This is a genomic window from Cellulomonas sp. URHB0016, assembly GCF_054057935.1.
Window position 1 is genome coordinate 3010985 of record NZ_JBSRZU010000001.1, and the last position, 25705, is coordinate 3036689.

The window sequence follows — 25705 nt, forward strand, 5'->3', positions numbered from 1 at the left end:
CTCATCCCACGCTGTAGAGGTCGATCTGCACGGCGTTCGCGTCGCGTGCGCCGGTGCCGACGAACACCATCCGGTTGAGCCACCGGTAGTCCGGGTGGCCGCTCTCGAGCCGCGCCGTCGACCGCATGGAGTACGACTCCGGCGGTGTCGGCGCACCCGACGCGAGCTGGGCCATGACGTCGGCCGGACCGTGCCGGTATCCCTTGTTGACGACCTCGACCAGCGCCCCGTCCGCGGTCCGGAAGGCGTACCGCGCGTCGAGCTCGGCCACGCCGTCGTGCGCGACGGACTGCCAGTCCGCGCCGAGGTCGAGGATGGTGCCGCTGACCTGCCCCGTCACGCGCCCGCCGACGACGGGGATGATCCGCCGCTGCGCGAACCGGCCCAGCCCGAGGTCGAGCACCGGGGCGAGCTCGACCTCGAGCGTGCAGAACGGCCGCACCACCGGTGGCTGCAGTGTCAGCACGAGGCGGTCACGGCCTCGGGTGGGGGTGCGGGTGCGGCCCCGGCTTCGGCGGGCGCGGCGTGTCCCGCTCGAGCGCGGCGACGGCGTCGGCCAGCGCGACGGTCGCCTTGTTCACCTCGCCCTGAGGCCCGCCCTTGACGAGGACGGCCTCGGCGCGGCCGAGTGCCTTCTTCACCGCGGCGGCGCTCTTCGGCGTGTAGCCGCGCACGTCCAGCGCGCGGGCCCCGGTGACCGTCGCCTCGAGCGTCGAGGTGTCGGTGATCTGCCCGCGGACACCGAGCCAGCGCTCCGGGTCGGCGCTGGCGGCCGCCCCGAGCTTCTCGGAGAAGTCGCTGTTGAACAGCAGCGGGTTGTGCGTGGACCGCCAGCTGGCCTGGTCCGTCAGGCCCCAGAACGTCACGCGGTCGATGTCCTGCGAGTACTTCTTGTACACGGCGAAGTACTCGGCGAACCGCTGCGCCTGGATCGCCTCGAGCTCCGCACGGTTGGTGATCTTGCCGACCCAGTAGGTGAACCCGTCACGGGAGATCCGGTCCTTGACCGACGGGTCGGTCAGGTCGCGGTACGCCGCCCGGTCGTCGCCCTCGGGCTGGCCGTTCCACGCCTCCCACACCTGCAGGTCCAGCTCGCTGACGTCGGCCGTCAGGCCCGCCTCGGTGATGAGCTGGAGGGACCGCTCGACCGACGCGTGGTCCGAGCACGCGCCGGGCTGCCACTCCTCGGCGTCGTCGTGGACGAGGGCGGGCAGCCGCGTGAGGTCCGAGCAGGCGAAGGCCGGCGTCTGGTTGATGTAGTTGTGCGACTGGAGGCCGATCGTCTCCACGAGCAGCCGCGGGTCCTCCGGGTGCTCGGCCGCGTACCGCGCGTTCAGGTCGGTGGCCATCGCGATGATGGCCTGCGCCTTGCCCTCGGACTGGAAGACGTTGAAGTCGTTGTACACGAGCCGCACCTCCGGCCCGTACGTGCGGGCGAGGACGAACGCGTCGTAGAGGAAGTCGGCCGGGCTCTCGCCGGCCGCCGCGTCCGTGCCGTTGGCGTAGGCCGCGTACCAGCTGGACCAGCCGCCGTGGGGTCCGCCGCGCAGGTAGTCGCGCCAGTCCTCGGTCGCCGGGTCGAACTCGTCGAGCCCGTCGACGAACGCCTCGTTCACGACGTCCCAGGAGGCCGCGCGGCCACGGAAGTGGGTCAGCACCTCCTTGATGTAGCGCTCCATGTTGGCCCGGGCCAGCGCACGGGCGCCGCCGGTGGTGCCGGTGTTGATGCGGGCGGGCGTCTGGCCGTGCCACACGAGCACGTGGCCGTGGACCTTCATGCCCCGGGCGAGGGTCTGGTCGACGAAGGCGTCGGCGGCCGCGAAGTCGAACGTGAACGCACCGGTCACGGGGTCGATGTTGTCGTTCGGCAGCAGCTGGTCCGGCTTCATGGCGTTCTCGGCCGTCATGACGCTGTAGTGCCGCGCGATGGTCGTCGACGGGAGCGACCCGTCCTCGTAGCTCCAGGGGCCCGAGTAGATGTTGCCCACGTCGAAGTAGTCGCGGTACGCGTCCTTGAGCGGAGCCATCCGGTGCCGGAACGTGGTGTCGAGGACGACGTCGCCCGCCGGCATCGTGAACGAGCCGACCCGGGCGCCGATCCAGTCGAGGTCGGCCGACGTCCACCCGCCCCACACGTCCGCCTTGCCCGGAATGGCCGTCAGCTCGACGGTGTCACCGGCCTGGTAGGTGCCCGCGCCGGAGACGGTCCCGTGCCCGGACACCCGGATCTGGACGTCGAACGTGTCGGGCGCGACGGCGCTCTGGGCCGGCGCAGCCAGGCCGACAGCCGCCAGCACCACCGCCGTGGCCGCTCCGGCCCACCGTGCGACCCAGCGCCGGCTCTCCCGCCGCACCGTCTGCTGTCCACCACCACGCCGTCGTGTGGCAAGCCCCGTCATCACACGTTCCTCCCGCTGGCACCCTCGGAGTCGGCGCAGCGGCGGTGAGCCCCCGTCTGGCCGACATCTGCACACGACACCCCGAGGCCCTGCCGTCGCACAGCACTGTCGACAGCCGCCCCAGGCGCAGCCCCCGGACGTTCTCTATCGATGTAGAGGACCGCATCGACAATGATCGCTCGCTAGGCCGTGTGGGTGACAACGTAGGTACGGCTCAGGGAGGCGTCAAGGTCACCGTCCGTGTCGCCCGTCCACGACGACCCCGGGTCCGACCGGTCCACGGCGACGCGCCGTAGGCCATGATCTGACCGTGAGCACCGAGCAGGCAGGACGAGTCACCGCCGTCACCCGTGACGGCACGCACCGGTTCAGCAAGCCCGTCGTCGAGACGATCACCCTGGTGGCCGGGTTCGGTGTCGAGGGTGACGCGCACGCCGGGGCCACGGTCAAGCACCGCAGCCGCGTGGCGGCCGACCCGACGCAGCCCAACCTGCGCCAGGTGCACCTCATCCACGGCGAGCTCCACGACGAGCTTCACGAGGACGGTTTCGAGGTGGGCCCCGGTGAGCTGGGCGAGAACATCACCACCCGGGGCCTGGCCCTCCTCGAGCTGCCCCGGGGAACGCGGCTGCACCTCGGTGAGGAGGCCGTCGTCGAGGTGACCGGGCTGCGCAACCCGTGCGCGCAGATCAACGCCTTCCGGCCCGGCATGCTCAAGGCGCTCACGCCCCGGGATGCCGACGGCACGGTCCGGCGCAAGGCCGGGATCATGAGCGTCGTCCTCGCCGGCGGGGACGTGCGCGTCGGGGACGACATCCTGGTCGAGCTGCCACCGCAGCCGTGGCAGGCGCTGGAGCGCGTCTGACCGCTGCCGGCCGGCGCAGGTTTGCCGCCCGGCAGGGCTCAAGGTCGGACCCCTCCTGGTCGAATCACTGACGGTGACCCCCGACAAGCAGGCGCGCCGCCGACCGCCCGTCGCGGTCGCCGTGGCCGTGCCGCTCGCCGCCCTGCTGAGCACGGGCCTCGTCGTGCAGGCGTCACGAGCTGCGTCGACCGCCGCGTACGACACCGAGGTGAACGGCTGGCGCAGCGGCAAGGTCGTGCTGAGCACCGACGCGGCCTCCACCGCCCTCTTCACGGCGAAGCGCGTCATGCCGGGCCAGAGCGGTACGCGGTGCATCCGGGTGGAGTACACCGGGAACGTCGCTGTGCACGTGAAGCTGTGGGCCGAGACGTCAGGCCCCCTCGCGTCGGCCCTGCAGGTGAGCGTCGAGGAAGGCACGGGAGGCGACCCCGACTGCACCGGGTTCACGCCGGTCGGCCCGGCGCTGTTCGGGCCGGCGACGCTCGCCCGGCTGGGCTCGACGCACCACGACCCGGCGAGCGGACTCTCCGCCTGGTCACCGTCCGCCAGCGAGTCCAGGACCTACCGGCTCACCTGGGAGCTGCCCGACGACGCGAACGTGCCGGCTCAGACGGCGAGCGCCGCCTTCAAGTGGGACGCCACGCAGGCGTGACCTCACGGGCGAACCGGTTCATGCCGGGTCGCCACTCAAGCGTGGCTCACGGGCGAACCGGCTCGTGCCGGGTCGCTGAGGCATTCCTGGCTGCCGGGCGCACGGCCCTCCGGTGGCCCGCGGGACGCTGGCCGGCACCGGGCGTCGGTCAGGCCGACGGGTGCGAGGTGGGGATGCCGGACGGCCGGCGGGGCGTCGGGATCTGCGCCGCAGCCAGAGTCGTCGCCCCCTCGAAGAGCCGCACCTGGTTCCTGCCGCGCTGCTTCGCCTGGAGCAGCGCGGCGTCGGCATGCAGCACGAGGCCCGCCTCGTCGTGCGCCGCACGGCCGAAGGCGGCCACACCGAAGCTCGCGGTGACCGGGACGGGGCCTTGCAGGTTCGCGATCGCCGCGCGGAGGTGCTCGCCGACGGCCGCCGCGGTGCTCGCGTCCGCGCCGGGGAGCAGCACGGAGAACTCCTCACCGCCGTAGCGGTACGCCATGCCGACGTCGTCGAGCGCGTGCAGCGTCGCGGCGAGGGTGTGCGCGACGAGGACGAGGACCTCGTCGCCCACCTGGTGCCCGTGGTCGTCGTTCACCTTCTTGAAGTGGTCGACGTCGACCATGATCAAGGAGACCGGGACGGAGGCCTGCCGGGCGTGCTGGACGTTCGCGGTGAGCTCGGCGTCGAACGTCCGGCGGTTCCAGGCCCCGGTGAGCCCGTCGGTCGACGCGGACCGCCGGGCCTGGACCAGGAGCTCGGCGCGGGACAGGGCCAGGGCGGTCGTCGCTGCCGCCTGTTCCAGCGTGTCGACCACGCGTCGCTCCACGCGGGTGCCGCCGACCTTCAGCTCGAGCACCAGGTACACCGGCTCACCGCCGGTCGTGAGGTGGACGGCGACGAGCTTGCTGGCGCCGGGCAGGTGGCCGGCCAGCCACGCGTCACGGGCGGGGTCCATGCGCAGCACCAGCACCGGGTCGGCGCTGGTCACCAGCCGGAGCAGCGCCGACTCCGCGGCGTGCTGGGCCGTGTCGTCGGGGACCTCGGACAGCCCCAGGCCGTGCAGCACCTCCAGACCGGCCGGTGCGTCGCGGCACAGCAGGACGCGACCGGCGTCCAGCTCGTGGTGGATGAAGGTGACGAGCGTCCCGAGCACGTCCCCGGGCGTCTCGCTGCGATGCTGCACGGTGGCCAGCCGCCGCAGGACCTCGGCGTCGTACCGGCGCCGGCGCAGCTCCCGCTCGTTGATCGAGGCGGCGGTCGCGGCCGTCACGACGACGATCCACATGAGCACCAGGTCAGACACGAGGGCCAGGTCGGTCGGCCGGCCCGACCCGGCGGCGATGAGGCCGTTCACCTGCGCCTGGTGGCCGATGACCAGCAGGATCGAGCTCCAGACGGCGATCTTGATGCCGGTACGGAACGAGCCCAGCAGCGTCACGGCGACCAGGAACGCCGCGATGGCGAACTGCACGGCGAACCCGTGCCCGTCCTTCTGCAGCAGGTTCTGCAGGTAGGCGCCGTCCAGCAGGAGCGCGAACCCGAACGCGCGGATCCCGAGGGAGCGCCGCGGGAGGTACACGGCGAGCCCGAGCAGCGAGGTGATCACGAGGTAGGGCACTGCCACGACCAGGGCGTCCCGGACGTGCAGACTGCCGCCCGCCGCCGCGAGACCGAGGACGGCGACCGTGATGACCACCCGCAGGACGGCGAGCGCTCGGGCCCGCTCGGCCAGGGGCACGATCTCGCCGCCCACGTCGGCCCGGGAGCCGGTGTCGTCGGTCGTCGGCGCGGTGCGCCCGGTGGGGATCACGTTCATGGGTGGGCCTCGCTCGTCGGGTTCGTGCCGTCGGGGAAGAGATCGTCGAAGGACCGCTCGTTGTCGCGCCCGGAGCGCGCGGCGAGGGCCAGCTTGGGATCGCGTCGGTCGACGCGGCCCTGCAGCGCGAGGAAGGCCAGGGCGGCGAGCACGCTGGCGATCAGGTACTCGGGGTGGGACACCACGTTCGCCACCGTCCGGCCGGCCGCCACGGCGGTCTCCTCGTCGACCACCCCGCCCAGGAGGCCGGTGACGGTCCTCTCCACGGCACGGTCCACCTCCGCCCGGGCCTGGTCCACGGCGCGGCCGGTGCGGGTGGCGAGGTCGCGTGCGGACTGCACGACGCCCGCGATGCCGCCCGGCTCGATCTCGACGTCCGGTGTGCCGGCGGCGGGCCCGGAGGGTGGTGGCGCGCCCCCTGGCGGGACGGGCGCGGCCGTCGGCCCGGTGGTCGGCCCGGTGGTCGGCCCGGTGGTCGGCTGGTCGGTCGCGGGGGCGGTGGGTTGCCGGGGTGCGGGGACGCTCGGCTCGCGGGTCGGCTGCGGTGCCTGGGTCGGCTGCGGCTGCCGGGTGGGTTCTGGTTCCGGGGTGGGTTCCGGCTGCCGGGTGGGTTCCGGCTCCGGGGTGGGTTGGGGCTGCCGGGTCGGCTCCGGCTCCGGGGTCGGCTGCGTCGGCTCCGGCGTGGGCGTCGACGTCGGGGTCGGCTGCGTCGGCTCCGGTGTGGGCGTCGATGTCGGCAGGGGTGCGCTCGGGGGCAGCAGCCGCCACGTGAAGCGCGCGTTCGCCGTCTCGTCCTGCGGTGCCCCGTCCGCGACGGTCACGGCGATCCGGAACGTGACCTGCGGCGCGGCCTCGGGAAGCCAGCCCGTCGGCACGCCCTCGCCGTCGGCGTACGCCGTCGCGAGGTCCGTGAGCGTGCCGGCGTAGACCGTCCTGGCACGGGAGTAGCCCGTGCACGACCCGCCGCCACCGCCGGTTCCGACCTCCACGACCACCTGCAGGCCGGGTGCCAGCGCCCCGACGACGTCCTTGGCGCCCACCCGCACCTCGTCCCCGGCCGAGGCTCCGGAGGAGGCGACGACCACGCAGGAGTCCACGGGCTGCCCCACCACGAGCGGGACGTCGGGCGTGAACAACGCGGTCGCCGTGTCCGACACGAGGTCGACGCCGGCCTCGGCGCTCGACGCAGGCGCCCACCACCAGAGCAGTCCGAGCACGCAGGCGGTCGCGACCGCGGCCGAGGCGAGGGGTGACGAGAAGGGACGACGGCGCGTCGTCGGCCTGCTCATCCTCACCGTCTTCCTCACCCTGGTCCCGTCGCTCGGACCCAGCAGGGGACGCCAGATCGCACCTCACGCGTTGCGAGGTCTCCTGGTGTCAGTTCGGCCGCCGGCCGTCGACCTTGAGGAGTGGGGCGTGTGCGGTCTGGCTCAGCCGCTTCCGCGGGCTGCCGAGGCACGCGGGCGCCCACCGGTCCGGGCCGGCGCGACCGATCTCGCGGGAGCCCCCGTCGTGGGTGCGGGATCGCACGCCGTCATGGCCGGCGGGCCGGGTCCGCCGTCGACGCGAGCAGCTCGGGGCGTGGTGCCACGGTGGTGATGCAGAAGGGGTGACCCGCGGGATCGAGCAGCACCCTCCACCGGGGGTCCGGCTGCGGGTCGGCCAGCGTGGCACCGAGAGCCACGGCCCGGTGGACCGGTTCCTCGAGACGATCGCCGGCCGTCAGGTCCAGGTGGACGATCGAGGCCCCCGGCCACCGGGGCGGACGATAGCCCTCCACTCGCTGCGGGATGAGCAGCAGTCCTGGGACCTGCACCCCGACGCTGCTGCTGCGGCTCCACAGCAGGCGTCCGCCCAGCAGCCGGACGTAGAAGTCCGCCAGCTCGGCGGGGTCGGCACAGTCCAGGGACACGCCGACGAACCGCAGGTCGCTCGCATCCGTCGACGGAGTCACGCCGTCATCGTGTCACCGACGGGTCGCGGTCCGGGCGTGACCTGTCCGCGGTCCCGTCGGGGGAGACTGGGCGACAGCAACGTCCTGCATCGACGAGGAGTCCACCGTGCCTGAGGGAACTGTCCGCTGGTTCGACGCCGAGCGGGGGTTCGGCTTCCTGTCCCTCGGGGGCGACGCCGAGGACCTGTTCGTGCACGCGTCCGAGATCCTCGGCGACGACGGCCCGAGGGTCCTCCGCGAGGGGCAGGTCGTCGAGTTCGAGGTGGGCGAGGGGGACCGTGGCCCGCAGGCACGCCGGGTCCGCGTCACCAGCGACCTCGCCCCGGACGCGGCTCTGGGCGTGCTCGGCACCGTCTCCTGGTACGAGCCGGGCAAGGGGTACGGCTTCGTCACGCCCGACGGCGGTGGCGCGGAGATCTTCGTGCACAGCTCCGCGATCGTGGGCGGGGGCGTGATCGCGGACGGGCAACGGGTGGCGTTCCTGGTCGTCGACGGGGAGAAGGGGCCGCAGGCCGACCACGTGCTGCCGCTCGGGGCCGAGGCGGCCCGGCACGTCGTGGCGTCCGACGGGGCGGACGGCACGGTGTCGTGGTACGACGACGGCAAGGGCTTCGGGTTCGTGACGCCGGAGTCCGGCGGCGAGGACATCTTCGTCCACGTCCGGTCGCTGGCCGGAGGGTTGACGGAGCTGTCGGAGGGCGACCGGGTGACGTTCGACGTCGCCGAGGGCGAGCGAGGGTTGCAGGCCCGCAACGTGCGGCTCGTGGGCGGCCCGGTACGTCGGGGCGCACCGGCGGCGCCGGACCGCGGTCGGACCGGGCGGCCGCCGGCGTTCGAGAGCTCCGTGCGCGGTGGCGAGGGCGTCGTCGCGCGCTACGACGCGGACCGCGGCTTCGGCTTCATCACGCCGGACGCCGGCGGTGCGGACCTATTCGTGCACGTCTCCGTCGTCCGGGGCGCCGTCGTGCTGCAGGAGGGCGACCGGGTCCGGTACAAGGTGCGCCAGAGCGACCGGGGACCGCAGGCCGACGGCGTCGAGCTGGTCTGATCGTGTGCCGTCCCCGCGGCGTGGGTCGCGGGGCGAACGTCCACAGGAGGCTGGGGTGTCGAGCGTCGAAGCCACGGCGATGAACCCGGACGGTGACCCCGTGCTGACCGCCGCGCTCGCCGACGCGACGCGGCGGGCCGTGGGCCGGCTCCGCGAGGAGCATGCGGGCCCGTTCTGCGTGTTCGCGCTGGTGACCACCGGAGAGGCGCTGCGCCCGTACCTCAGCGTGACCCTCGACGGCCCCGAGCGGTGGGACCTGGCCGACAGCCCCCTCGCGATCTACGGTGACGAGCACCTCGCCGGCGTGCAGCCGCTCTACGCCGAGCGCGGGGACGTCCGCGACCTGGCGCCGCAGGACGCGGAGCGCGAGCACGGGCTCCGGCTCGCGTCGATGGAGGCCGCGCTGCGGCTGCTCGACGACGAAGGCGTGTTCGGCACCGGGTCGGCCCGCCGGCAGGTGCTCCTGCTGGTCGCGACGATGCCGCCTGACGAGTCCGACGCCGGGTTCGCCCGCCGGCTCAACCCGCCTGGGCCGCTGCTGACGGCCTGGCTCGGCGAGGCGTCCGAGGGGTACGCAGCAGGGCGCTGACCCGGCCGGCACAGGTGGCCGTCGAGCGCGCTGCCACCCCGCCTCACCGCCGGCGACCGGCAGCGCCCCTAGACCGCGACCGTCCGGAAGGGGTCGGCGGTCGCGACGAGCTCGACCGGGACCTCGGGCACGAGGTCCGTCAGCCAGCGGCCGAGCTCGGCCATGCCCTCCTGCTCCGACGGCACGTGCCCGACGACGACGAGGCCGGCGCACAGGCCCGCGGTGACGGCGTCGGCGGCGTGCTCGCCGGTCTCCCACTCGTGGCCCTCGCCGATCACGACCACGTCGACGTCCGGCCGGGCGAGCAGGTGCCGGTTCCGCTCGAAGCCCTGGAAGCCCGGCTGCAGGCCGACGGTGGACACGGCCGTCTCGGGGTCGCCGGCGTAGCGCAGCGCGCCTGCCCCCAGCGTCCGTGCGACGTGCGCGGCCAGGGCGCCGAGCGTCGTCCGGGGCAGGTCGTAGACCCCCGGGTCGCCTGTCCGCTCGGCGTCGAGCCAGCCGAGGGCCCGGGCGGTGCCGGTCAGGATGCCGTCCGGCTCGCGGTCGTGCCAGGCGTCGTGCAGGTGGAGCACCACGAGCCCGTGCTCGGCGACGAACGCCGACTTCGCCGCGTACACCGGGTCGGCCTCCGCGGCGAGGACCGCGTCGGAGGCGCCGTGATGGTCGAAGTAGAGCGGCTCGTGCGTGACGACGAGGTGGAGGCCTCGCGCCGCCGCGCGGTGCAGCACGTCGAGCGTCGCCATCATCGTCACGGCCACCCCGCTGATGGGGGCGTCCGGGTCCCCGGCGAGGAAGCCGTCGACCGTGGTCGGTCTCGGCGGCACCCCCACGTGCGCACCGATCCGCTCCGCCACCTGCCGCGCAGTCACCGTCACGGCGCCACGGTAGCGAAGGTCTGCGTCAGGCCGGCGGAGAGGCGGCGGCCGCGGAGCCGATCTCGTGGCGAAGCGCCTCGAGCCTCCCGCGCTCGGCCACGACGTACGGGCTCGTCGAGCCGGCGTCGAGGGCGCCGAGGGCACGCTCGACATCGGCTCCGGCCTCGTCGGTCGCTCCTGCTGCGAGGTGCGCGGTCGCCCGGAGCCGCAGCATCTCCGCCACTCTCGTGGGCGAGCCGACCGCTTCGGCGGCGGTGATCGCCGTGGTCGCAGACCGGACGGCCTCGGCCCTCCTGCCGAGCGCCAGGTACGTCTGCGACAGGCGCTGGTGCAGGCTCAGCGTCGTGATCGACTGCACCAGGTCGTGCGTCGTCGACCGGTTCGCCTCCAGGTGCTCGAGCACCCGCTGGTACTCCTCGATGGCCCGTGCGTCGTCGCCGGAGTGGTGCAGGATCTGGCTGAGCTGGATCATCGACTGCGCGGCGCCGTCGGTGTCCCCGGCCAGCTCGAACTGCGCCAGCGACTCGCGGCACGCGGCGAGTGCGTCGTCCGGCTCGGTCCTCGTGAGCATCCACGCGAGGTAGAAGTAGGCCCACCCGCGTTGCTGGTGGTCGCCGGACGCCTCTGCCGCGTCGACCGCGAGGCGCGCGATCCGCAGCGACTCCGCGCCGTCCCGGGTCTCCAGGATCGTCGCCCACACCAGGTACCCGAGGTGCATGGCCTCGAGCCGCTTGTCCGAGAGCGCACGCGCCGAGTCGACGGCCAGGCTGAAGAGCTCCCGCCAGCTGCCCCACTCCAGCCACTTCTCGGAGAACCAGTGCAGGGCGTCGCCGACGTCGACGACGAGCAGGTGGTCGCCGGCGTGGGCGGCTGCCTGCATCGCGGGCCACCACTGGTGGTCCTCGAGCCGGATCCACGCCTCGGCGGTCGTGGCGTCCGGGAAGCCGGTCCCCGTCCCACCGGGCCGCGTGGGGGTGCGTGCCGGCTCGAACCAGGCGCCCGCGCGCTCGAGCGTGCCCAGCAGCCAGGCGCGGAGCCGGGCGCGGCGCCGCTCCACCGCGTCGGCTCCCTCCGACGACAGGAGCCGTGCCGCGGCGTACAGGCGCAGGAGGTCGTGCAGCTGGTAGCGGTTCCCGCCGCGGGCCTCGACGAGGCCGAGGTCCACGAGCTCGTCCAGTCGAAGGTCGACGTCACCGTCGTCGTGGTCGAGGGTGGCGGCGGCGACACGCGCGTCGAACGTCCCGACGTCGATCACCGAGATGGACCGGAACAGGTCCGCGGTCTCCGGTTCGAGGTCGTCGTACGACAGGGCGAACGCCGCCTCGACCGCGAGGTCGCCGGCGACCAGCAGTCGCAGGCGGTTCTCGCTCGTGCGGAGCCGGTCGATGAAGTCGGCCACCCGCAGCGCGGGGCGGCTGGCGATGCGGTTCGCGGCGATCCGCAGGGCCAGGGGCATGTGGTCGGCCAGCTCGGCGAGCTCCCGCAGGTCGCCCGGCGCGCACTGCGCCGAGGGGATCAGCTTCGCGAGCAGTGCCACGCTGTCCTCGTGGTCCAGCGGGCCCAGCGTGATCCGGCGTACACCCTCGAGCCCGGCGAGCGTGCGCCGCGACGTCACCACCACCGTGGTGCCGGGGCCGGCCGTCAGGACGGGCCGGACCTGGCTCTCGGTCGCCGCGTTGTCGAGCAGGACGGTTGCCGGGTGGTCCGCCACGGTCGAGCGCCACATCGCCGTCGCCTCGTCCAGGTTCGGCGGCACCTTTGCCCGGGCTCCCGGCACCTGGCGCAGCAGCGTGCGAATCACCTGCAGCGGTGACAGGGGAACCGGACTGAGCCCGGCGAGGTCGACGACGAGGATCGGCCGGCCGGTTGCGACGCGATGCGTCGCCTCCAACGCGCTGCTGGTCTTGCCGACGCCGGGCGGCCCGGAGATCACCACCGGCGACGTGGGCCCGGTCGGCGTCCGGGCGAGCAGGGCGAGCAGCTCGACCAGCTCGCGCTCCCGTCCCGTGAAGTCCGGGACCCGGTGCGGGGCGACCGCCGACCCCTCTCGGCTCTGAGCCGATGCCGCTCGCCGGGCGCGGGCCTCGCGCAGCACACCGGCACGTTCCTGCGGTGCCAGGCCCAGCGCGCCGATGATGGCCTCGACCGTCCTGCGCTGCGGCGCGGCACTGACGCCGCGCTCGATGTCGCTGAGCGTGCGGACGCCGACGCCTGAGCGCTCGGCCAGGCCCTCCAGGGTCAGGTCGGCGGAGAGCCGTAGCTCCCGGAGCCGCTCGGCGAGCGAGCGGGACGCACCGACAGCAGGCAAGTCCGCAGTTCTGCCTGCTTCCTGCCTGGTCAGGCGGCGCTCCCCGTCGGTCCAATGGGTCTCACGGTCGGCCCGCGGAGCGGTGCCCTGAGAAGGGCGCCGACATCCAGACGAAGGACGAGCGAGATTCCGTACATCACCATCTCCGACGGGACCGGGGTCTGTTCCACCGCGCAGGGTAGCGGTCGACCGGGGTGCTGAACGGCGCCTCGCAGCTCGACCAGGACCTCACGACGCCGTTCTTCGGCGCGGACCACGCCGGGCCGGACGCCTCCCCGGGCGCGAAGGACGACTGATGGATCGAGCCGACCGTCCTGTCACCGCTCGAACCACAGGAGAGCCGATGTCCACCGAACCCACAGTCGTCCTCGTCCACGGTGCGTTCGCCGAGTCGGGCGGCTGGTCGGCGGTGATCGAGCTGCTCGCCGAGCGCGGTGTCGACGTCGTGGCCACGCCCAACCCGCTGCGCAGCGTCAGCACCGACGCCGCCAACGTCCGCAGTGCGGTCGACGGGATCGGCGGCCCTGTGCTGCTCGTGGGGCACTCCTACGGCGGCGCCGTCATCACCGAGGCGGCCGTCGACAACCCCGCGGTCGTCGGCCTCGTCTACGTGGCCGCCTTCGCGCCCGATCTCGGGGAGAACGCGCTGCAGCTCACCGGGCAGTTCCCCGGCAGCACCCTGGGTGAGACCCTGCGGTCCTACCCGCTCGGGGACGGCACTCACGACCTCCTCGTCGACCGGGACCTGTTCCCGAACCAGTTCGCCGCCGACGTCGCCCCCGCCGAGGCCGCAATCCAGGCCCGGACCCAGCGACCGGTCAGGGACGTCGCCCTGACCGAGGCGCAGCCGTCGGCTCCGGCCTGGGCGTCGCTCCCGTCGTGGTTCGTGTTCGGCGACGCCGACAGGAACATCCCCGTCGAGGGGCTGCGCTTCATGGCCGACCGTGCCGGAGCGGTGACGACCACCGAGGTTCCCGGGGCGTCGCACTCCGTCATGGTGTCGCAGCCCGACGCCGTCGTCGCCGTGATCCTGCAGGCGATCGACCACCTCACCGCGTAGGACGCAGACGGCGAGGGCCGCCGGTCTCGTGACCGACGGCCCTCGCCGCACGTGCCGGGGGCTCAGGCGCAGGCCGCCCCGTTGACGGTGAAGCCCGTCGGCGCGGAGTTCGTGCCGCTGTACGAGCCGTTGAAGCCGATGCTCGTGGAGCCGCCGGCCGCCAGGTTCCCGTTCCACGCCGCGTTCGCCACGGTCACGGCCGAGCCGGACTGGCTGTAGGTCGCGCTCCAGCCCTGGGTGACCTTCTGGTCGCCCGGGAAGGTGAACGCCAGCTTCCACGACGTCCACGCGGTCGACCCGGTGTTCGTGAGCGTGATGTTCGCGGTGAACCCGTTGCCCCACGAGTTCGCCGAGTACGTCACCTTGCACCCGCCGGGCGGCGTGGTGACGGTGGGCAGGGTCCGGAACGTGACGGTCGTCGAGACCGCCGAGAGCTGTCCGGCGGTGTCCTTGGCGCGGACGGCGAACACCTGGTTGGTGTCCGGGGTGAGCCCGGTGAGCGTCGTGGAGGTGCTCGTCGAGCTCGCCACGACCGTGGACGTGCCGTCCTGGACACGCAGGACGTCGTACCCCGCGACGCCCTTGTCGTCGGTCGAGGCCGTCCAGGTGAGCGTGGCGCCCGTCTGGGTGATGCCCGAGACCACGGGGGTGCCGGGCGTGGTCGGCGACTGGTCGACCGGGACGCCGTCGGTGGTCGTCACGGTGGTGGACGGCGACGTGGAGGACAGCTTGGCGCCGTTGCGGGCCACGACGACGAACGTGTAGGCGGTGCCCGCACGCAGGCCGGTGACCGTGGCGGACGTCGTGGTGGTCGTCGCCACGATCTCGAGGGAGTCCCCGGCGACGCGCACGACGTCGTACCCGGCGACCCCGCTCTCCGCGTCCGTGGAGGGCGACCACGTGAGCGTCACCGAGGTGTCGCCGACGGTGCTCGCGACCGGCGTGCCCGGCACGCTCGGCGGGGTCGTGTCGACCGCAGGGGTCGCACCCGCGTGCTCGGCGGCCCAGCTCGCGAGCCACGCCAGCGCGGAGTTCCAGTTGATCGCGACCTCGTTGACCGAGTACGCCTCGATGTCGTCGACGTAGCACTTCATCGGTGCGCAGCCGGCGGCCGCGGCCGCCGCCTTCGGGTCCTGGAGCTCACTGTTCGGGCCGCCGGAGAACGATCCGGGCGGGGCGGTGGGCAGTGACGCGTCGGCCTGGTGGGCCCAGAACCGGTGGTGCACGTTCTGGACGGCCTTCTCGCCGTAGCCCGCGATGTAGGACTGGTTGAGCGGGTTGCGGCCCTGGAAGTAGTCGAGCGCGGCGTACACACCGGTGCGGTACTTCGCCTGGCCCGTGAAGTCGTACGCGAGGGCGAGGGCGTTCGCGTTGTTGGCGACCTGGCCGTTGGAGCCCCAGTTGTAGGCGCCGGGGTTGTTCGGTGCCGGGTAGGCCTGGCTGGTGGCGCGGGCCAGCGCCGCGTCGGCGAACGCCACGACGGCCGCGCGGGTGGCGGCGACGTCGGCGGCCGGCAGCCCGTTCGGGACCAACGCGAGCGTCGTGTCGCCGAGCCCGCCGGTCCACCCCCAGTCGTACCCGCGCTGCGCGAAGCTGGCGCCCTTGTACAGCGACGACCCGGTGACGTCGGCGCGGTACGTGTCGGAGCCGGTCGTCGCGTAGAGCTCGGCGGCCGCCCAGTAGAACTCGTCCGTCACGGAGGGGTCGCCGTAGGCGCCGCCGCCCGCGCCGTCGTCCGCGGACGCGAACCGGTTCGGGTTCGCCTTGGCGGCGGTGTAGGCCGTCTGCGCCGCGGTGAGCGCCCGCGCGGAGAACGTCGGGTCGAGCGTCTTCCACAGCCGCGACGCCTGCGCCGCGACGGCGGCCATGTTGAGCGTCGCTGCGGTGCTCACCGGCGACAGCAGCCGGCGCTGGCTGTCCTGCGCGGGGATCGTCGGCAGCGCGGTCCAGTTCTCGTCGTGGATCTTGTGGTGCACCATCCCGGCGTTCGTCCGTCCGGCCGGCACCTGCATCCGGAGCAGGAACTCGACCTCCCAGCGCGCCTCGTCGAGGATGTCCGGCGCGCCGTTGGCGCGCTCCGGGATCGCCATCGTGCCGTCGGCCAGCGCGGTCTTGTCGGCGCCCGACACGTAGAGGGTGCGCTCGTAGGCGTTCTGCAGCTGCCACGTCGCGATGCCGCCGTTGACGACGTACTTGCCCTGGTCGCCCGCGTCGTACCAGCCGCCCCGCACGTCCAGGCTGTAGCCGCACGACTGCCGGCACGGGACGCTCGTGTCGCCCTGGTTCGGCGAGATGCCGAGGTGACCGGCCGCGCGCGCGTAGGTGCTGCCGACGTACTGGGCGTCGATCGCGATGCCGCTGCGCTGGTGGTAGAAGAACGCGAGCGAGTCGTAGCGCAGCTTCTTCACCGGGTCGGCGGAGATGTCGAAGGGGTAGCTGCTGGCGTTCGCCGCCGACAGGACGTAGCCCGAGCCGGGTGTGTCGAACGTCGAGAAGTCGATGAGGTGGGTCGAGTCGCCCGACAGCGCGTCGGTGCCCTTGACCGTCGACTGGCCCGACGCGACGACCGTGCCGGCCGCGTTCCGCAGCGTCCACGCCACCGGGGCGGTGGACGTGCTCACGAGCGTCGCGACCTTGGCGACGCCGGGCACGTAGGCGACCTGGTTGACCTTGACCGGGGAGCCCGGGTCGGTCGCGGCGACGGCGGCCTGCGGGGCGACGACGAGGCCGGAGACCGCCAGTGCGGCGGCCACCGCCAGGCCGGCGGCGCGGCGCCGGGTCAACCGGCCTCCGTGGTGGGTACTCGGTGACATGGCTGTCCTCTGCTGGGCGGGCGACGTGGTGGACGGCGACCCACCACGCACGGCCCTCTGCCCAGCGCTGGACACGGCCGTCGTGGGAGCGCTCGCGCCACGGTAGGGCGGCCGGCGGCCGCGACGGACGCCTGGGGCCAGGCGGAATCGATTAGGCGCCCGGACCGACCTCAGTCCCCGCCCGGCGCCGTGCGCGTCACGCGTCGGGCGCGAGGCAGGCCCGCAGGAGTTCGCGGAGCGGTGGGCCGCCGAGCCTCAGGACGTCGCACGTGGCGATGAAGCCTTGCTGCTGGCGCGCGCCGAGGTACCCGACCTCGTACTCGTGCCAGATGGCGGCGACCGTCCTGTCGTCGCCGTCCGGCAGGTCGGCGACGGCGGACGCGACGCGGTCGAGGAACGCCGGCCAGCCCTCGACGCGCCAGTGCTCGTCGTCGGCCGGCAGACGGACGTCGACCTCGGGAGCGCCGAGGTCGACACCGTTCAGGACCAGGTCACGGGGTCGCGCCGAGGTGAGGTCGACCTCGCGCAGCGTCCATCCCGGAGGCCGGTCCGCGGCCCGTCTCCCGCCGATGGTCAGACCGTGGACGACGCCCGCGAACGTGCAGCCGACGAGGTCGCTCCATCCCCAGTCCGTCGCGCTGAACCGGGCGTTGCGGAAGTCGACGCGCTCGAACCGGACCTGGGCATGTGCACCGCGCAGGTCCGCGCCTCGCAGGTCGACGTCCGTCCACGAGCTCGGCAGGTGGTACGACTCGAGCCCGGTGCCGAGCTGGCCGTGGGACAGGCTCGTCCGGCGCAGGGAGGTGTCGGCCACCTCGACACCCCAGCAGCGCAGGCCGCCCAGGTCGGCATCGTCGAGGACGCAGTCCCGGACCGACAGCTCCATCCACGACATCGCGTCGAGGTGGGCGCCCGAGAGGTCGAGGCCCGACCAGGTCGGCAGGTCGGCAGCGCCCTCCGCACGTGCACCGACCGTCGTGCGCTGGGCCGGCGTGGACGTCGGCGTCACGGGACATCCACGCAGGTCCACCCGATCGTCGACGTGCCCGAACGGTCCGTCGACGATCGGGACGCCTCGGACGAGGTGGCTGACCAGACGCGCGATCTCGGCCCGATCCACCCCTGACCAGCGCGCGCGGAGGGCTCGCAGGTCGTCGGCCCGTGCCATGGAGCCCTCCTCGACTGTGGTCGGCGCGGGAGGGGGCCCCGACGGGGACTGTGACGACCTGGAGCTCCGCTGCCGCGAGCACGGTCGGCAGGGTATCCGCCCGCGCTCCGTCGAGCGCCGGATGACCGTGGCCGCCGCGTGCCGACGCCGGTCGCTCCCGACGGGACCCGATGCCGTGCTGCTGAGCCCGTCCGCGGGCGCGAGGGCCGGCTCGTCGTCGCAGGGACCACGAGGTCACGGTGCTGCGAGTGTGGGGTACGGCAGGGCACGGTTGACGACGAGCTGCTGACCGGCCGACCACACGGCGCTCGTGGCCCAGTAGAGGAGCACGCCCACAGGCAGGTGCACCGCCGCGACCGCCATCCCGAGCGGTGCCAGGTACGGCAGCCACCGGGTCTGCTGCGCGAACGGGACGTCGTCGCCGACAGGGGGACGGTTCCGGGCCGCCAGCCACGCGGCGCACAGCTGGGCGACGCACATCAGGACCACGAACAGAGTCCCGCCGGCCATGCTCCCCGCACCGCCGGCGGATACCGCGACGCCCAGCGGCGCACCGAAGATCGTCGCCGCTCCCGCCTGGGCGACCGACGCCGCTCCGAGCGGACCGATGGTCGAGCGCCGGCCGAGCCCCGACAACGTGGCGTACAGCGCGTAGAGGACCGGCGCCTGGAGCAGGGCAGGCAGGCAGCCGGCGACCGGGTTGACCCCGGCCGACCGCATGGCGTCCTGCTGCTCACGGCGCGCGGCCGCTGGGTCGGTGCGGTGCCGGTGCCGGATCCGGCGCAGCTCGGGCTGCAGCGCGCTCATGGCGTGGGCGGCGCGCACCTGGCGGACGGCGAGCGGGACGAGGACGGCGCGGACGACCACGACGAGGCCGACGATGGCCGACGCCCAGGCGGCGCCGCTGGCCGGCTCCAGGCCGAGGGCGGTGACGAGGTCGTGCAGGCCCACCAGTAGCGAGGCGACGAGCCAGCGAACGGGGAAGGTGAGGGCGGAGAGCAGGTGGATGACAGGCATGACGGAACTCCTCAGGCGGACGGGACGGGACGGGAGTCCCGTGCGCGAGCCCGCTCACCGAGGTGGGTGAGTCGTTCCGGTGGAGTGAGTCAGGCGGCGCACGGGGGCGTCGATGCCCCGGGCGCACGTGGTCGGGCACGGCCCGGCCTGTTGGGGTCGCTCTGCCGTGCCGGCCCGCGCCGCACGAGGAGGTCCGGACGCCGAAGCGGTCCGGTGAGGAGCAGAACACCGACTGCGACGGCCACGACGAGCCCGTACAGGCGTGCGACGACGGCCGCGCCGGCGACACCGACCGCTGCGCTCAGGACGAGCTGCGGGTGGGAGGTCATCGCGCCGCCCAGAGCGACCAGCACCGCCACCACCAGCGGCACGGCCGCGGCCACCCGCGCAGCACACGCGCCCGTCACGGTGGCGTCGGCACGCCGCACCGGCGGGAGCTGGGGCACGTGACTGACCTCCAAGCGTTCGCTGCTGACGTCACGCTATCGGCATACGCACGCGGTGTTCAGCGCGCGAGCGTCACGTGGCCGCTGCGTGCCGTCAGGGGCGTGGGAAGCGACCGACCGAGCGAGACCCGCCTAGGCGACGCAGACGACGCCGGTGTTGCCGTCCTGGTCGGCGATCACGGTGAGCGACGGCGCGTCGCTGTCGTCGACGACGGTCCCGCCCGCGGCGACGGCGGCGGCGACCCGTTGCTCGGCGACCTCGGGCGCCACGTAGACCTCGACGTGGAACCGCTGCCGGGGGGCCGTCTCGTCCTCGTCGGCGTCCCCGAACCACAGGTTCGGCACGCGTCCGGTGGCGTCCCGGACCTCGTCGCTGGGGGAACCGTGACCCTGGGCCTCGGCGTTCCCGGTCAGCAGGGCGGCCCACACCGGCGCGATCACCCCGGGGTGCGCGGTGTCGAGGCCGAGCTCGATGACGCTGACCGAGGCAGGGTCGGCGTCGAGGTGGTGCTCGGCGGCGATCTCCGTGATCCGTCGAGCGAGGTCGACGTCCCTGTGGGTCACCCACTCGACGACGTGCTCGGTACCTTCGCCGTCCCGGTACACGGCGTCGGCGCTGATCAGCTTGAGGTCGACGTACCCGTGGCCGATCGACGCGCTCGGGTGGTGCCCGAGCGCGTCGCCCGCCTCGCCCACCGCGGCGACGAACCGGGCGCCGGCGCCGAAGTCGTCGACCAGGTAGCGGGCATGCAGCCCCTGAGCCAGCTGGCGCCAGTCGGTCAGGTCGGCCTCGGCGATCTCGCCACCCGTCAGCATGTCCATGCCCGACGACGCTATCCGTGATGCCGCGGTGTGCCTAGGAGGTGTCTCCCCATTCCTGGCGCGCTCAGGCGAGGCGGCAGGGGAGGCGGCACGGCGAGAGCCGTCCGTGTCGCCCCCTGTGTCGGTGGACGACCGCAGCTCCGCGCCCGGCGCCCTCAGTCGCCCGGCGTCTCCGAGAGACGCGATGCGGTGCGCACCAGGCCGGCGACGCCGGGCGAGACGCTCTGTGGCGGCCAGGCGATGACGGTCGTGACCTGCGCGGCGTCGGAGACGGGGACGACCGCCACCCCGTCGCGCACGGCGTCGCGCACCGACTCCGGCATCACGATCGCGGTGCGGCCCAGCCGCACGAGCTGCAGCACCTGTGTCAGGTCGCGCAGCTCCGGGCCCGGCCCGTCGGGGTAGGTGCCGTCGAGCCGAGGCCAGCGCGGCAGGGGGAGGTGCGGGATCGAGCTCGCCTCGGCGACGGTCAGCGACGTCGCGCGGCTCACGGGATGGCCGGCGGGCAGGATCAGGACCTGGCCCTCGACCCTCAGGGTGTCCACGTCGAAGCCGCTGAGGTCGTCGAAGGGGTGGTGCAGGATCGCGACGTCCGCGCGCCCGTCACGCAGCATCGGTCCTTGATGGCCCGGCGGGCTGAGCACCACCTCGACGTCGACGGCATCGGGTTCGGCGGCATACGCGTCGAGCAGCTTGACCATCAGCTCGCTGGACGCGCCGGCCTTCGCCGTGAGCACGACGGGAGCCCGGCCGGCCGCTTCCGCGACGCGGCGGGTGCGCCGCTCGGCCGCCTCGACCGCAGCCAGGGCCGACCGGCCCTCGCGCAGCAGGGTCTCGCCGGCGGTGGTGAGCGTCATGCCGCGGGGAGAGCGCTCGAACAGGTGGGTCCCGATCCGGCGTTCGAGCCGGGCGATGGCCCGGGACAAGGGAGGCTGCGCCATGCCGAGGCGCTGGGCGGCCCGCCCGACGTGCGACTCCTCGGCGACGGCGACGAAGTAGCGCAGCTCGCGGGTCTCCACGCCAGCCAGCGTACGCCGTTGGCCTCGTGCGATACCGGCGCGGTATCAGGCCCCACCTGATCGGTGTTGGAGGGCGACGCCCCCACGGTCGCACGATCGACGCATGACAGAGAACAGCACCGCGAACAAGAGGACCGCGCTCGTCACGGGTGCCAACAAGGGCATCGGCTACGAGATCGCCGCCGGGCTGGCTCGGCTCGGGTTCCGCGTCGGCGTCGGTGCGCGCGACACCGGTCGACGCGAGGACGCCGTGCAGAAGCTCCGGGCCGAGGGGCTCGACGTCTTCGGCGTACCGCTCGACGTGACCGACGACGCCAGTGTCGCCGCCGCCGCCGCGCAGCTCGAGGAGCACGGTGGCCTGGACGTGCTCGTCAACAACGCCGCCATCACCGGTGGCGTGCCGCAGGAGCCGAGCAAGGTCAGCGCCGACGAGGTCCTGAGGGTCGTCGACACGAACGTGGTCGGCGTCCTGCGGGTCACCAACGCGATGCTCCCGATGCTGCGCCGAGGCCGGTCCCCGCGCATCGTCAACGTGTCCAGCACGGTCGGGTCGCTCGCGCTGCAGACAGCGCAGGCCGAGGCCGTCGGCCCGATCTCGGCCGCGTACTCCCCGTCCAAGTCGTTCCTCAACGCCGTCACGGTGCAGTACGCCAAGGAGCTCGCCGGGTCCGGGATCCTGGTCAACGCCGGGTGCCCCGGGTACGTGGCGACCGACCTCAACGGCCACCGTGGGACGCGAACGCCCGAGCAGGGAGCCGCCGTCTTCCTCGAGCTCGCCACGTTGCCCGACGGCGGCCCGAACGGCACGTTCCGCAACGACACGGGCACCCTGCCCTGGTGAGGGGGCCCGGGCGCCGTCGGTCGCTCAGTGGTGGTGCCTGCCGCCTCGCGGCTTGACCGGACCGAGCGCCGAGGTCACGGCGGCCGTGTAGGCCTCGTAGCCCTCGACCGTCGGGTGGAACGCCGCGGGGTCGGACGGCCCCAGGATCCACGGGTCCGGCGAGTTCGCACCGTGGCCGGCGAAGCGCTTGCGGACGTCGACGAACCGGAACCCGGCACGGGCGGCCGCGGCGGCGATCACCGCGTCGAGGTTGTCGGCAGCGGCGTTGAGGGCACCCAGCTCGGCCGGCGAGGCGGCGAGGTAGTCACCGTCCCTCGTCGAGAAGAGCCGCGGGTAGCCGGTCACGACGACGCGGGCGTGCGGGGCCGCCGCGGCGATCCCGGCGTACACGGTGTCGAGCAGCAGCGGCAGCTGGCTCGTGATGCGGCTGTCGACAAGGGCGACCGCACCCGCGCACTGGGCGTCGGTGCCGCCCAGACAGGCGGTGACGGCGGTCGACCAGCCGATGTCGTTGCCGCCCACGCTCACCGTCACGAGATCGGTGTCGGCGCCCAGCGCGGTGAGCTGGCCGCCGCTGACCAGCGAGGTCGTCGTGGCGCCTGCGCAGGCGACGAAGTCGTCGAGCCGGAGGTGGTGGCGCCCGTCGAGCTGCACGGGGTAGGCGCTCTGCGAGCGGCCGCACGCGGCGTAGGGCGGGACGCCGTAACCGGAGGCGTACGAGTCGCCGAGGGCGTCGTAGACGACGCGCGGGGCGGCGGCCGGGGCCGCACTGGCACTGGCGCCGGCGAGGGCGAGCGTGGCGGCCATGACGACGACGGCGGACCTCGCCGTCCGCAGCGAGCGCTTCATATCCGGACGGTAACCACATCGCCCGGAGCGTGCCCGACGAGACGCCGTACCGGGCGGCGCGCGGCCGAGCCGGTGCACCGGCCCGGGAGGCGCAGGGCCGCGGGCGGGCCGTCGTCGACGACGGCGACGCACTGTCGCTGGCCCTGACCGTGCCATCCGACGCTTGTCAGCCGCCCGCCTCGCGCTCGCTCAGCCCGTCGGCTGCGGCCCGGCCCGGGTGGGAGGCGGCCCGCAGCGCCGCGAGGACCAGCGCGGCCGACAGGACGAGCAGGACCGTGTTCTGCGCGAAGCCGCCGGCCGGGCGCGGGCTCGCCGACGCGACCGTCGCGAACCCGCTGATCGCCCGCGCCACGACCGCTGCCCCTGCGACCCCGGCGACGTGGCGAGGTCCCCACGCGGCGGAACGCGACCAGGCCGTGACGACGACGCCGGTGATCGCCAGGATGAGTACCCCGACCGCCACGCCGACCCAGGTGAAGGGGATGAACCCGTAGCCGAGCGCCGGGACGAGCACCAGACCCCCCACCCGGGCCGGAGAGGGCACGCGCGTGGGCGCCGGTGCCGGCAGGGTGCGCCGGCCGAACGTGCAGGCGACGACGACGAGCACCGCCGCCACCGTCACGGCGCCGGCCAGCTGGGCCGCCGAGGCCGGGTCGCTGCCGGACGTCCGGCTGTCCGACCACACGGCGACCGAGGCCAGCACCCAGAGCAGCGTCAGCACCGCGATGCCCGGAACGCGCAGCCACGGCTGCCGACCGGGCCGTCGGTCGAACGCCTCGACCAGGGCGATCGGCGCGCCGATGCTCCAGACGACGTGCCCGACCAGGAAGTTCAGTGCGAAGGCGCCGCTCACACCGATCGGCGCGACGAGGGTCGGTCCGATCCAGTCCCCCCAGTCGGCGTACTCCATGTAGTACCGGGCGAACAGCGACTGGTCGACGACTCCCGCCTCCAGGACGCCGAACGCCCCCGCGAGCGCCAGGATCCCGGTCCAGTGCATCCTCGTGCGCGCCGCGACCTCGCGGATCAGCACGGCCGGTCCTCCGTAGAGGGGTGCAAGCACGAGGAGCCCGCCCAGCAGCTGCCAGGGCCGACCGGTCACCTCCGGGTCGTAGGCCGTCAGGTACTCCGCCGACACGGGTGCGACGACCATCAGCAGCAGGACGAGCGGCCAGACCCGGACATCGGTCCGGCGAACCGTTCCTGCGGGGGAGGTCATCGCGCCATCATCGCGAAGCCGCCGGTGACGCGGCTCCCCCGAAAGGCCGAGGCCGATGGTCGGATCCGCCCGTCCCGACGACCGCTCGACGAGCGCCCCTCGCGTCGCGCGGCCCACGTGGAGAAGCGCTGACGCTCGCAGGAGTCGACCGCTCAGGTCACCAGCCCGCGCCGGTAGGCGTAGACGACGGCCTGCACCCGGTCGCGCAGGCCCAGCTTCGCGAGGATGCGTGACACGTACGTCTTGACCGTCTCCGGGCTGAGCACGAGCGTGGCGGCGATCTCGCCGTTGGACAGGCCGGCGGCGATGAGGCGGAGCACCTCGAGCTCGCGAGGGGTGAGCCGGGCCTCGTCGGGCGCCGACGCGGGCGGGCTGATCCGGCTGGCGTACCGGCCGACGAGCTGTCGGGTCACCTCGGGCGCCAGGAGAGCGGCCCCGGTGGCGACCGTGCGGATGCCGTTCAGCAGCTGGGCCGGTGGGGCGTCCTTGAGCAGGAACCCGCTCGCACCGGCGCGGAGCGCCTCGTACACGTACTCGTCGAGGTTGAACGTCGTGACGACGAGCACCTTGACGGGGTCGGGCACGCCGGAGCCGGCCAGCAGGCGGGTCGCCTCGATGCCGTCGAGCACGGGCATGCGGACGTCCATCACGAGGACGTCGGGCCGCACCCTTCGCGCCAGGTCCACCGCGGCACGACCGTCGCCGCACTCGCCGACCACCTCGAGGTCGGGCTGGGCGTCGATGATCGTCGCGAAGCCAGTGCGGATCAGGGCCTGGTCGTCGCACACGACGACGCGGACGGGTGCCGTCACGGCCGACCCGGCCCGGGGATGCGAGCCTGGACGACGAACGCGCCACCCACCTGGCGTCCCGCGGTGAGCTCGCCGCCGAGCAGGCCGACGCGGTCCCGGAGCCCGGCCAGGCCCCGGCCGCTCCCCCCGGGAGACACGGTGAGCGAGCCGGGGGCGTCGGTGCGGACCTCGACCAGGATGTCGTCCGGGCCGTGCTGGACGCGGACGACGGTGCGGCTGCCGTGCGCGTGCTTGAGCGCGTTGGTGAGGGCCTCCTGCACCACCCGGTAGGCGGCGATCGCCCCGCTGCTGTCGTCGGCCGTCGGCACACCCTCCTCGACGTACTCCACCGGCTGGCCCGCCTGCCGGGCGTGCTCGACGAGGCCACCGAGCTCGCCGACGGTCGGCGTGCGCGGGTGGGGGTCGTGGCCGGGGTCCAGCACGTCGAGCAGGTGCCGGAGGTCGCTGATGGCCCGACGCCCGGTGTCGGTGACGGCCGTGAGGGTCCGGTCGAGGCGGTCCGCGTCGGCCGTCAGGTACCGGGCCGCCTCGGCCTGCACCACCATCGCCGTCACGTGGTGGGTCACGACGTCGTGCAGCTCGGCGGCGAGGCGGGTGCGCTCGCCCGCACGGGCGGTCTCGGCCACGTGGCGGCGATGCTCGGCCTCGGCGACCCTCGTCTGCCGGAGCCACGCCCCGATGCCCCAGGAGACCGTCAGCACGAGGTAGAACGTCACGAACCCGGAACCGCCCTCGGACGACCCGAGCCGGGCGAGCAGGAGTGCCAGCACCGCGTAGGCGGCAGAGGCGGCGACGACCGTGAGACGCCGGTGGCGCTCCAGGTGCGCGGCCGCACTGAGCAGCGCGACGAGCAGCGCGACGCCGGCGACCGTGTGGTAGCCGCGGAGCTGGTCGATCGCGAAGCCGAGCGACACCAGCGCCAGGCAGAGGGCCGGCGACCGTCGGCGGACGGCCAGCGGCAGGCACTGCAGCACGACGACCACGACGGCGACCCCGTCCGTGGCACGGTCCGGCAGGTTGCCGAGCTGCGTCCCCTGGTCGTGCAGAGCCCCGACGAACGACCCGAGCAGGAGCGCCACCGCGAGCGGGAGGTCCCGGACGACGACGTCGTAGCCCTGCCACGTCGCGGACGCCCGCCGGAGCTCGATCAC

The 25705-nt window shown here is 73.8% G+C and carries 23 protein-coding genes; 6 read left to right on the top strand and 17 right to left on the bottom strand.

From position 1 onward, the window contains the following. Position 1: 1 nt before the first annotated feature. Positions 2-466, bottom strand: coding sequence for a DUF3237 domain-containing protein (locus ACVW07_RS13850; RefSeq protein WP_456819815.1), 465 nt, complete (start codon positions 464-466; stop codon positions 2-4). A gap of 7 nt (positions 467-473) precedes the next feature. Continuing rightward, positions 474-2399, bottom strand: a complete 1926-nt coding sequence (locus ACVW07_RS13855; RefSeq protein ID WP_456819816.1) for an endo-1,4-beta-xylanase — start codon at positions 2397-2399, stop codon at positions 474-476. A gap of 310 nt (positions 2400-2709) precedes the next feature. Between ACVW07_RS13855 and ACVW07_RS13860 the strand changes: the two genes are divergently transcribed. Then, entirely contained in the window at positions 2710-3264 is a 555-nt protein-coding gene (locus ACVW07_RS13860) for an MOSC domain-containing protein (protein ID WP_456819817.1), read from the top strand. A gap of 73 nt (positions 3265-3337) precedes the next feature. Then, the gene (locus tag ACVW07_RS13865; protein ID WP_456819818.1) at positions 3338-3916 is read left to right on the top strand and encodes a hypothetical protein; all 579 of its coding nucleotides are present in this window, start codon (positions 3338-3340) and stop codon (positions 3914-3916) included. A gap of 148 nt (positions 3917-4064) precedes the next feature. Here ACVW07_RS13865 and ACVW07_RS13870 read toward each other — a convergent pair whose 3' ends face one another. The 3 genes from ACVW07_RS13870 to ACVW07_RS13880 form a co-directional block, all read right to left on the bottom strand. Next, positions 4065-5714 (bottom strand): GGDEF domain-containing protein, encoded by a 1650-nt coding sequence (locus tag ACVW07_RS13870; protein WP_456819819.1) that lies wholly within the window; start codon positions 5712-5714, stop codon positions 4065-4067. Then, positions 5711-7003: a hypothetical protein gene (locus tag ACVW07_RS13875; RefSeq protein WP_456819820.1), complete on the bottom strand. Its 1293-nt coding sequence runs from the start codon at positions 7001-7003 to the stop codon at positions 5711-5713. Before ACVW07_RS13875 ends, ACVW07_RS13870 begins: the two co-directional genes overlap by 4 nt. 245 nt (positions 7004-7248) lie before the next feature. Next, positions 7249-7668, bottom strand: a complete 420-nt coding sequence (locus ACVW07_RS13880) for a VOC family protein (protein ID WP_456819821.1) — start codon at positions 7666-7668, stop codon at positions 7249-7251. Positions 7669-7774: 106 nt separating this feature from the next. On the opposite strand from ACVW07_RS13880, the gene ACVW07_RS13885 reads away from it, so the two are divergent. After that, a complete protein-coding gene (locus ACVW07_RS13885; RefSeq protein ID WP_456819822.1) occupies positions 7775-8716 on the top strand; it encodes a cold-shock protein in 942 nt (313 codons plus the stop codon). A 55-nt stretch (positions 8717-8771) separates the two neighbouring features. Then, positions 8772-9305, top strand: coding sequence for a DUF4303 domain-containing protein (locus ACVW07_RS13890; RefSeq protein WP_456819823.1), 534 nt, complete (start codon positions 8772-8774; stop codon positions 9303-9305). A 68-nt stretch (positions 9306-9373) separates the two neighbouring features. Here the strand turns inward: ACVW07_RS13890 and ACVW07_RS13895 are convergent, their stop codons facing one another. Together ACVW07_RS13895 and ACVW07_RS13900 are read right to left on the bottom strand one after the other, a co-directional pair. Continuing rightward, entirely contained in the window at positions 9374-10180 is an 807-nt protein-coding gene (locus tag ACVW07_RS13895) for a Nif3-like dinuclear metal center hexameric protein (RefSeq protein ID WP_456819824.1), read from the bottom strand. Between the two features lie 25 nt (positions 10181-10205). Next, complete coding sequence (locus ACVW07_RS13900; RefSeq protein ID WP_456819825.1) at positions 10206-12488, bottom strand: helix-turn-helix domain-containing protein; 2283 nt, start codon at positions 12486-12488, stop codon at positions 10206-10208. Positions 12489-12831: 343 nt separating this feature from the next. On the opposite strand from ACVW07_RS13900, the gene ACVW07_RS13905 reads away from it, so the two are divergent. Beyond that, positions 12832-13548 carry an alpha/beta fold hydrolase gene (locus ACVW07_RS13905; RefSeq protein ID WP_456819826.1) on the top strand — a complete coding sequence of 239 codons (717 nt, stop codon included), beginning with the start codon at positions 12832-12834 and terminating at the stop codon, positions 13546-13548. A gap of 62 nt (positions 13549-13610) precedes the next feature. On the opposite strand, the gene ACVW07_RS13910 is transcribed toward ACVW07_RS13905, so the two are convergent. The 6 genes from ACVW07_RS13910 to ACVW07_RS13935 all read right to left on the bottom strand — a co-directional run bounded on the left by ACVW07_RS13910 (position 13611) and on the right by ACVW07_RS13935 (position 20833). After that, on the bottom strand, positions 13611-16331 hold the full coding sequence (locus ACVW07_RS13910) for a glycoside hydrolase family 9 protein (RefSeq protein WP_456819827.1): 2721 nt from the start codon (positions 16329-16331) through the stop codon (positions 13611-13613). 226 nt (positions 16332-16557) lie between these two features. Then, positions 16558-17529, bottom strand: a complete 972-nt coding sequence (locus ACVW07_RS13915) for a pentapeptide repeat-containing protein (RefSeq protein ID WP_456819828.1) — start codon at positions 17527-17529, stop codon at positions 16558-16560. 234 nt (positions 17530-17763) lie between these two features. Continuing rightward, complete coding sequence (yidC, locus tag ACVW07_RS13920; protein ID WP_456819829.1) at positions 17764-18546, bottom strand: membrane protein insertase YidC; 783 nt, start codon at positions 18544-18546, stop codon at positions 17764-17766. 89 nt (positions 18547-18635) lie between these two features. Then, on the bottom strand, positions 18636-18992 hold the full coding sequence (locus ACVW07_RS13925; RefSeq protein WP_456819830.1) for a hypothetical protein: 357 nt from the start codon (positions 18990-18992) through the stop codon (positions 18636-18638). A gap of 132 nt (positions 18993-19124) precedes the next feature. Next, entirely contained in the window at positions 19125-19814 is a 690-nt protein-coding gene (locus ACVW07_RS13930; RefSeq protein WP_456819831.1) for a 4a-hydroxytetrahydrobiopterin dehydratase, read from the bottom strand. 155 nt (positions 19815-19969) lie between these two features. After that, a complete protein-coding gene (locus ACVW07_RS13935) occupies positions 19970-20833 on the bottom strand; it encodes a LysR family transcriptional regulator (protein ID WP_456819832.1) in 864 nt (287 codons plus the stop codon). 103 nt (positions 20834-20936) lie between these two features. On the opposite strand from ACVW07_RS13935, the gene ACVW07_RS13940 reads away from it, so the two are divergent. Continuing rightward, entirely contained in the window at positions 20937-21674 is a 738-nt protein-coding gene (locus ACVW07_RS13940; protein ID WP_456819833.1) for an SDR family NAD(P)-dependent oxidoreductase, read from the top strand. A 24-nt stretch (positions 21675-21698) separates the two neighbouring features. Here the strand turns inward: ACVW07_RS13940 and ACVW07_RS13945 are convergent, their stop codons facing one another. The 4 genes from ACVW07_RS13945 to ACVW07_RS13960 all read right to left on the bottom strand — a co-directional run bounded on the left by ACVW07_RS13945 (position 21699) and on the right by ACVW07_RS13960 (position 25705). Then, a complete protein-coding gene (locus tag ACVW07_RS13945) occupies positions 21699-22523 on the bottom strand; it encodes an SGNH/GDSL hydrolase family protein (protein ID WP_456819834.1) in 825 nt (274 codons plus the stop codon). 166 nt (positions 22524-22689) lie between these two features. After that, positions 22690-23742, bottom strand: a complete 1053-nt coding sequence (locus ACVW07_RS13950) for a hypothetical protein (RefSeq protein ID WP_456819835.1) — start codon at positions 23740-23742, stop codon at positions 22690-22692. Positions 23743-23894: 152 nt separating this feature from the next. Then, complete coding sequence (locus ACVW07_RS13955) at positions 23895-24554, bottom strand: response regulator (RefSeq protein ID WP_456819836.1); 660 nt, start codon at positions 24552-24554, stop codon at positions 23895-23897. Beyond that, complete coding sequence (locus ACVW07_RS13960; RefSeq protein WP_456819837.1) at positions 24551-25705, bottom strand: sensor histidine kinase; 1155 nt, start codon at positions 25703-25705, stop codon at positions 24551-24553. Before ACVW07_RS13960 ends, ACVW07_RS13955 begins: the two co-directional genes overlap by 4 nt.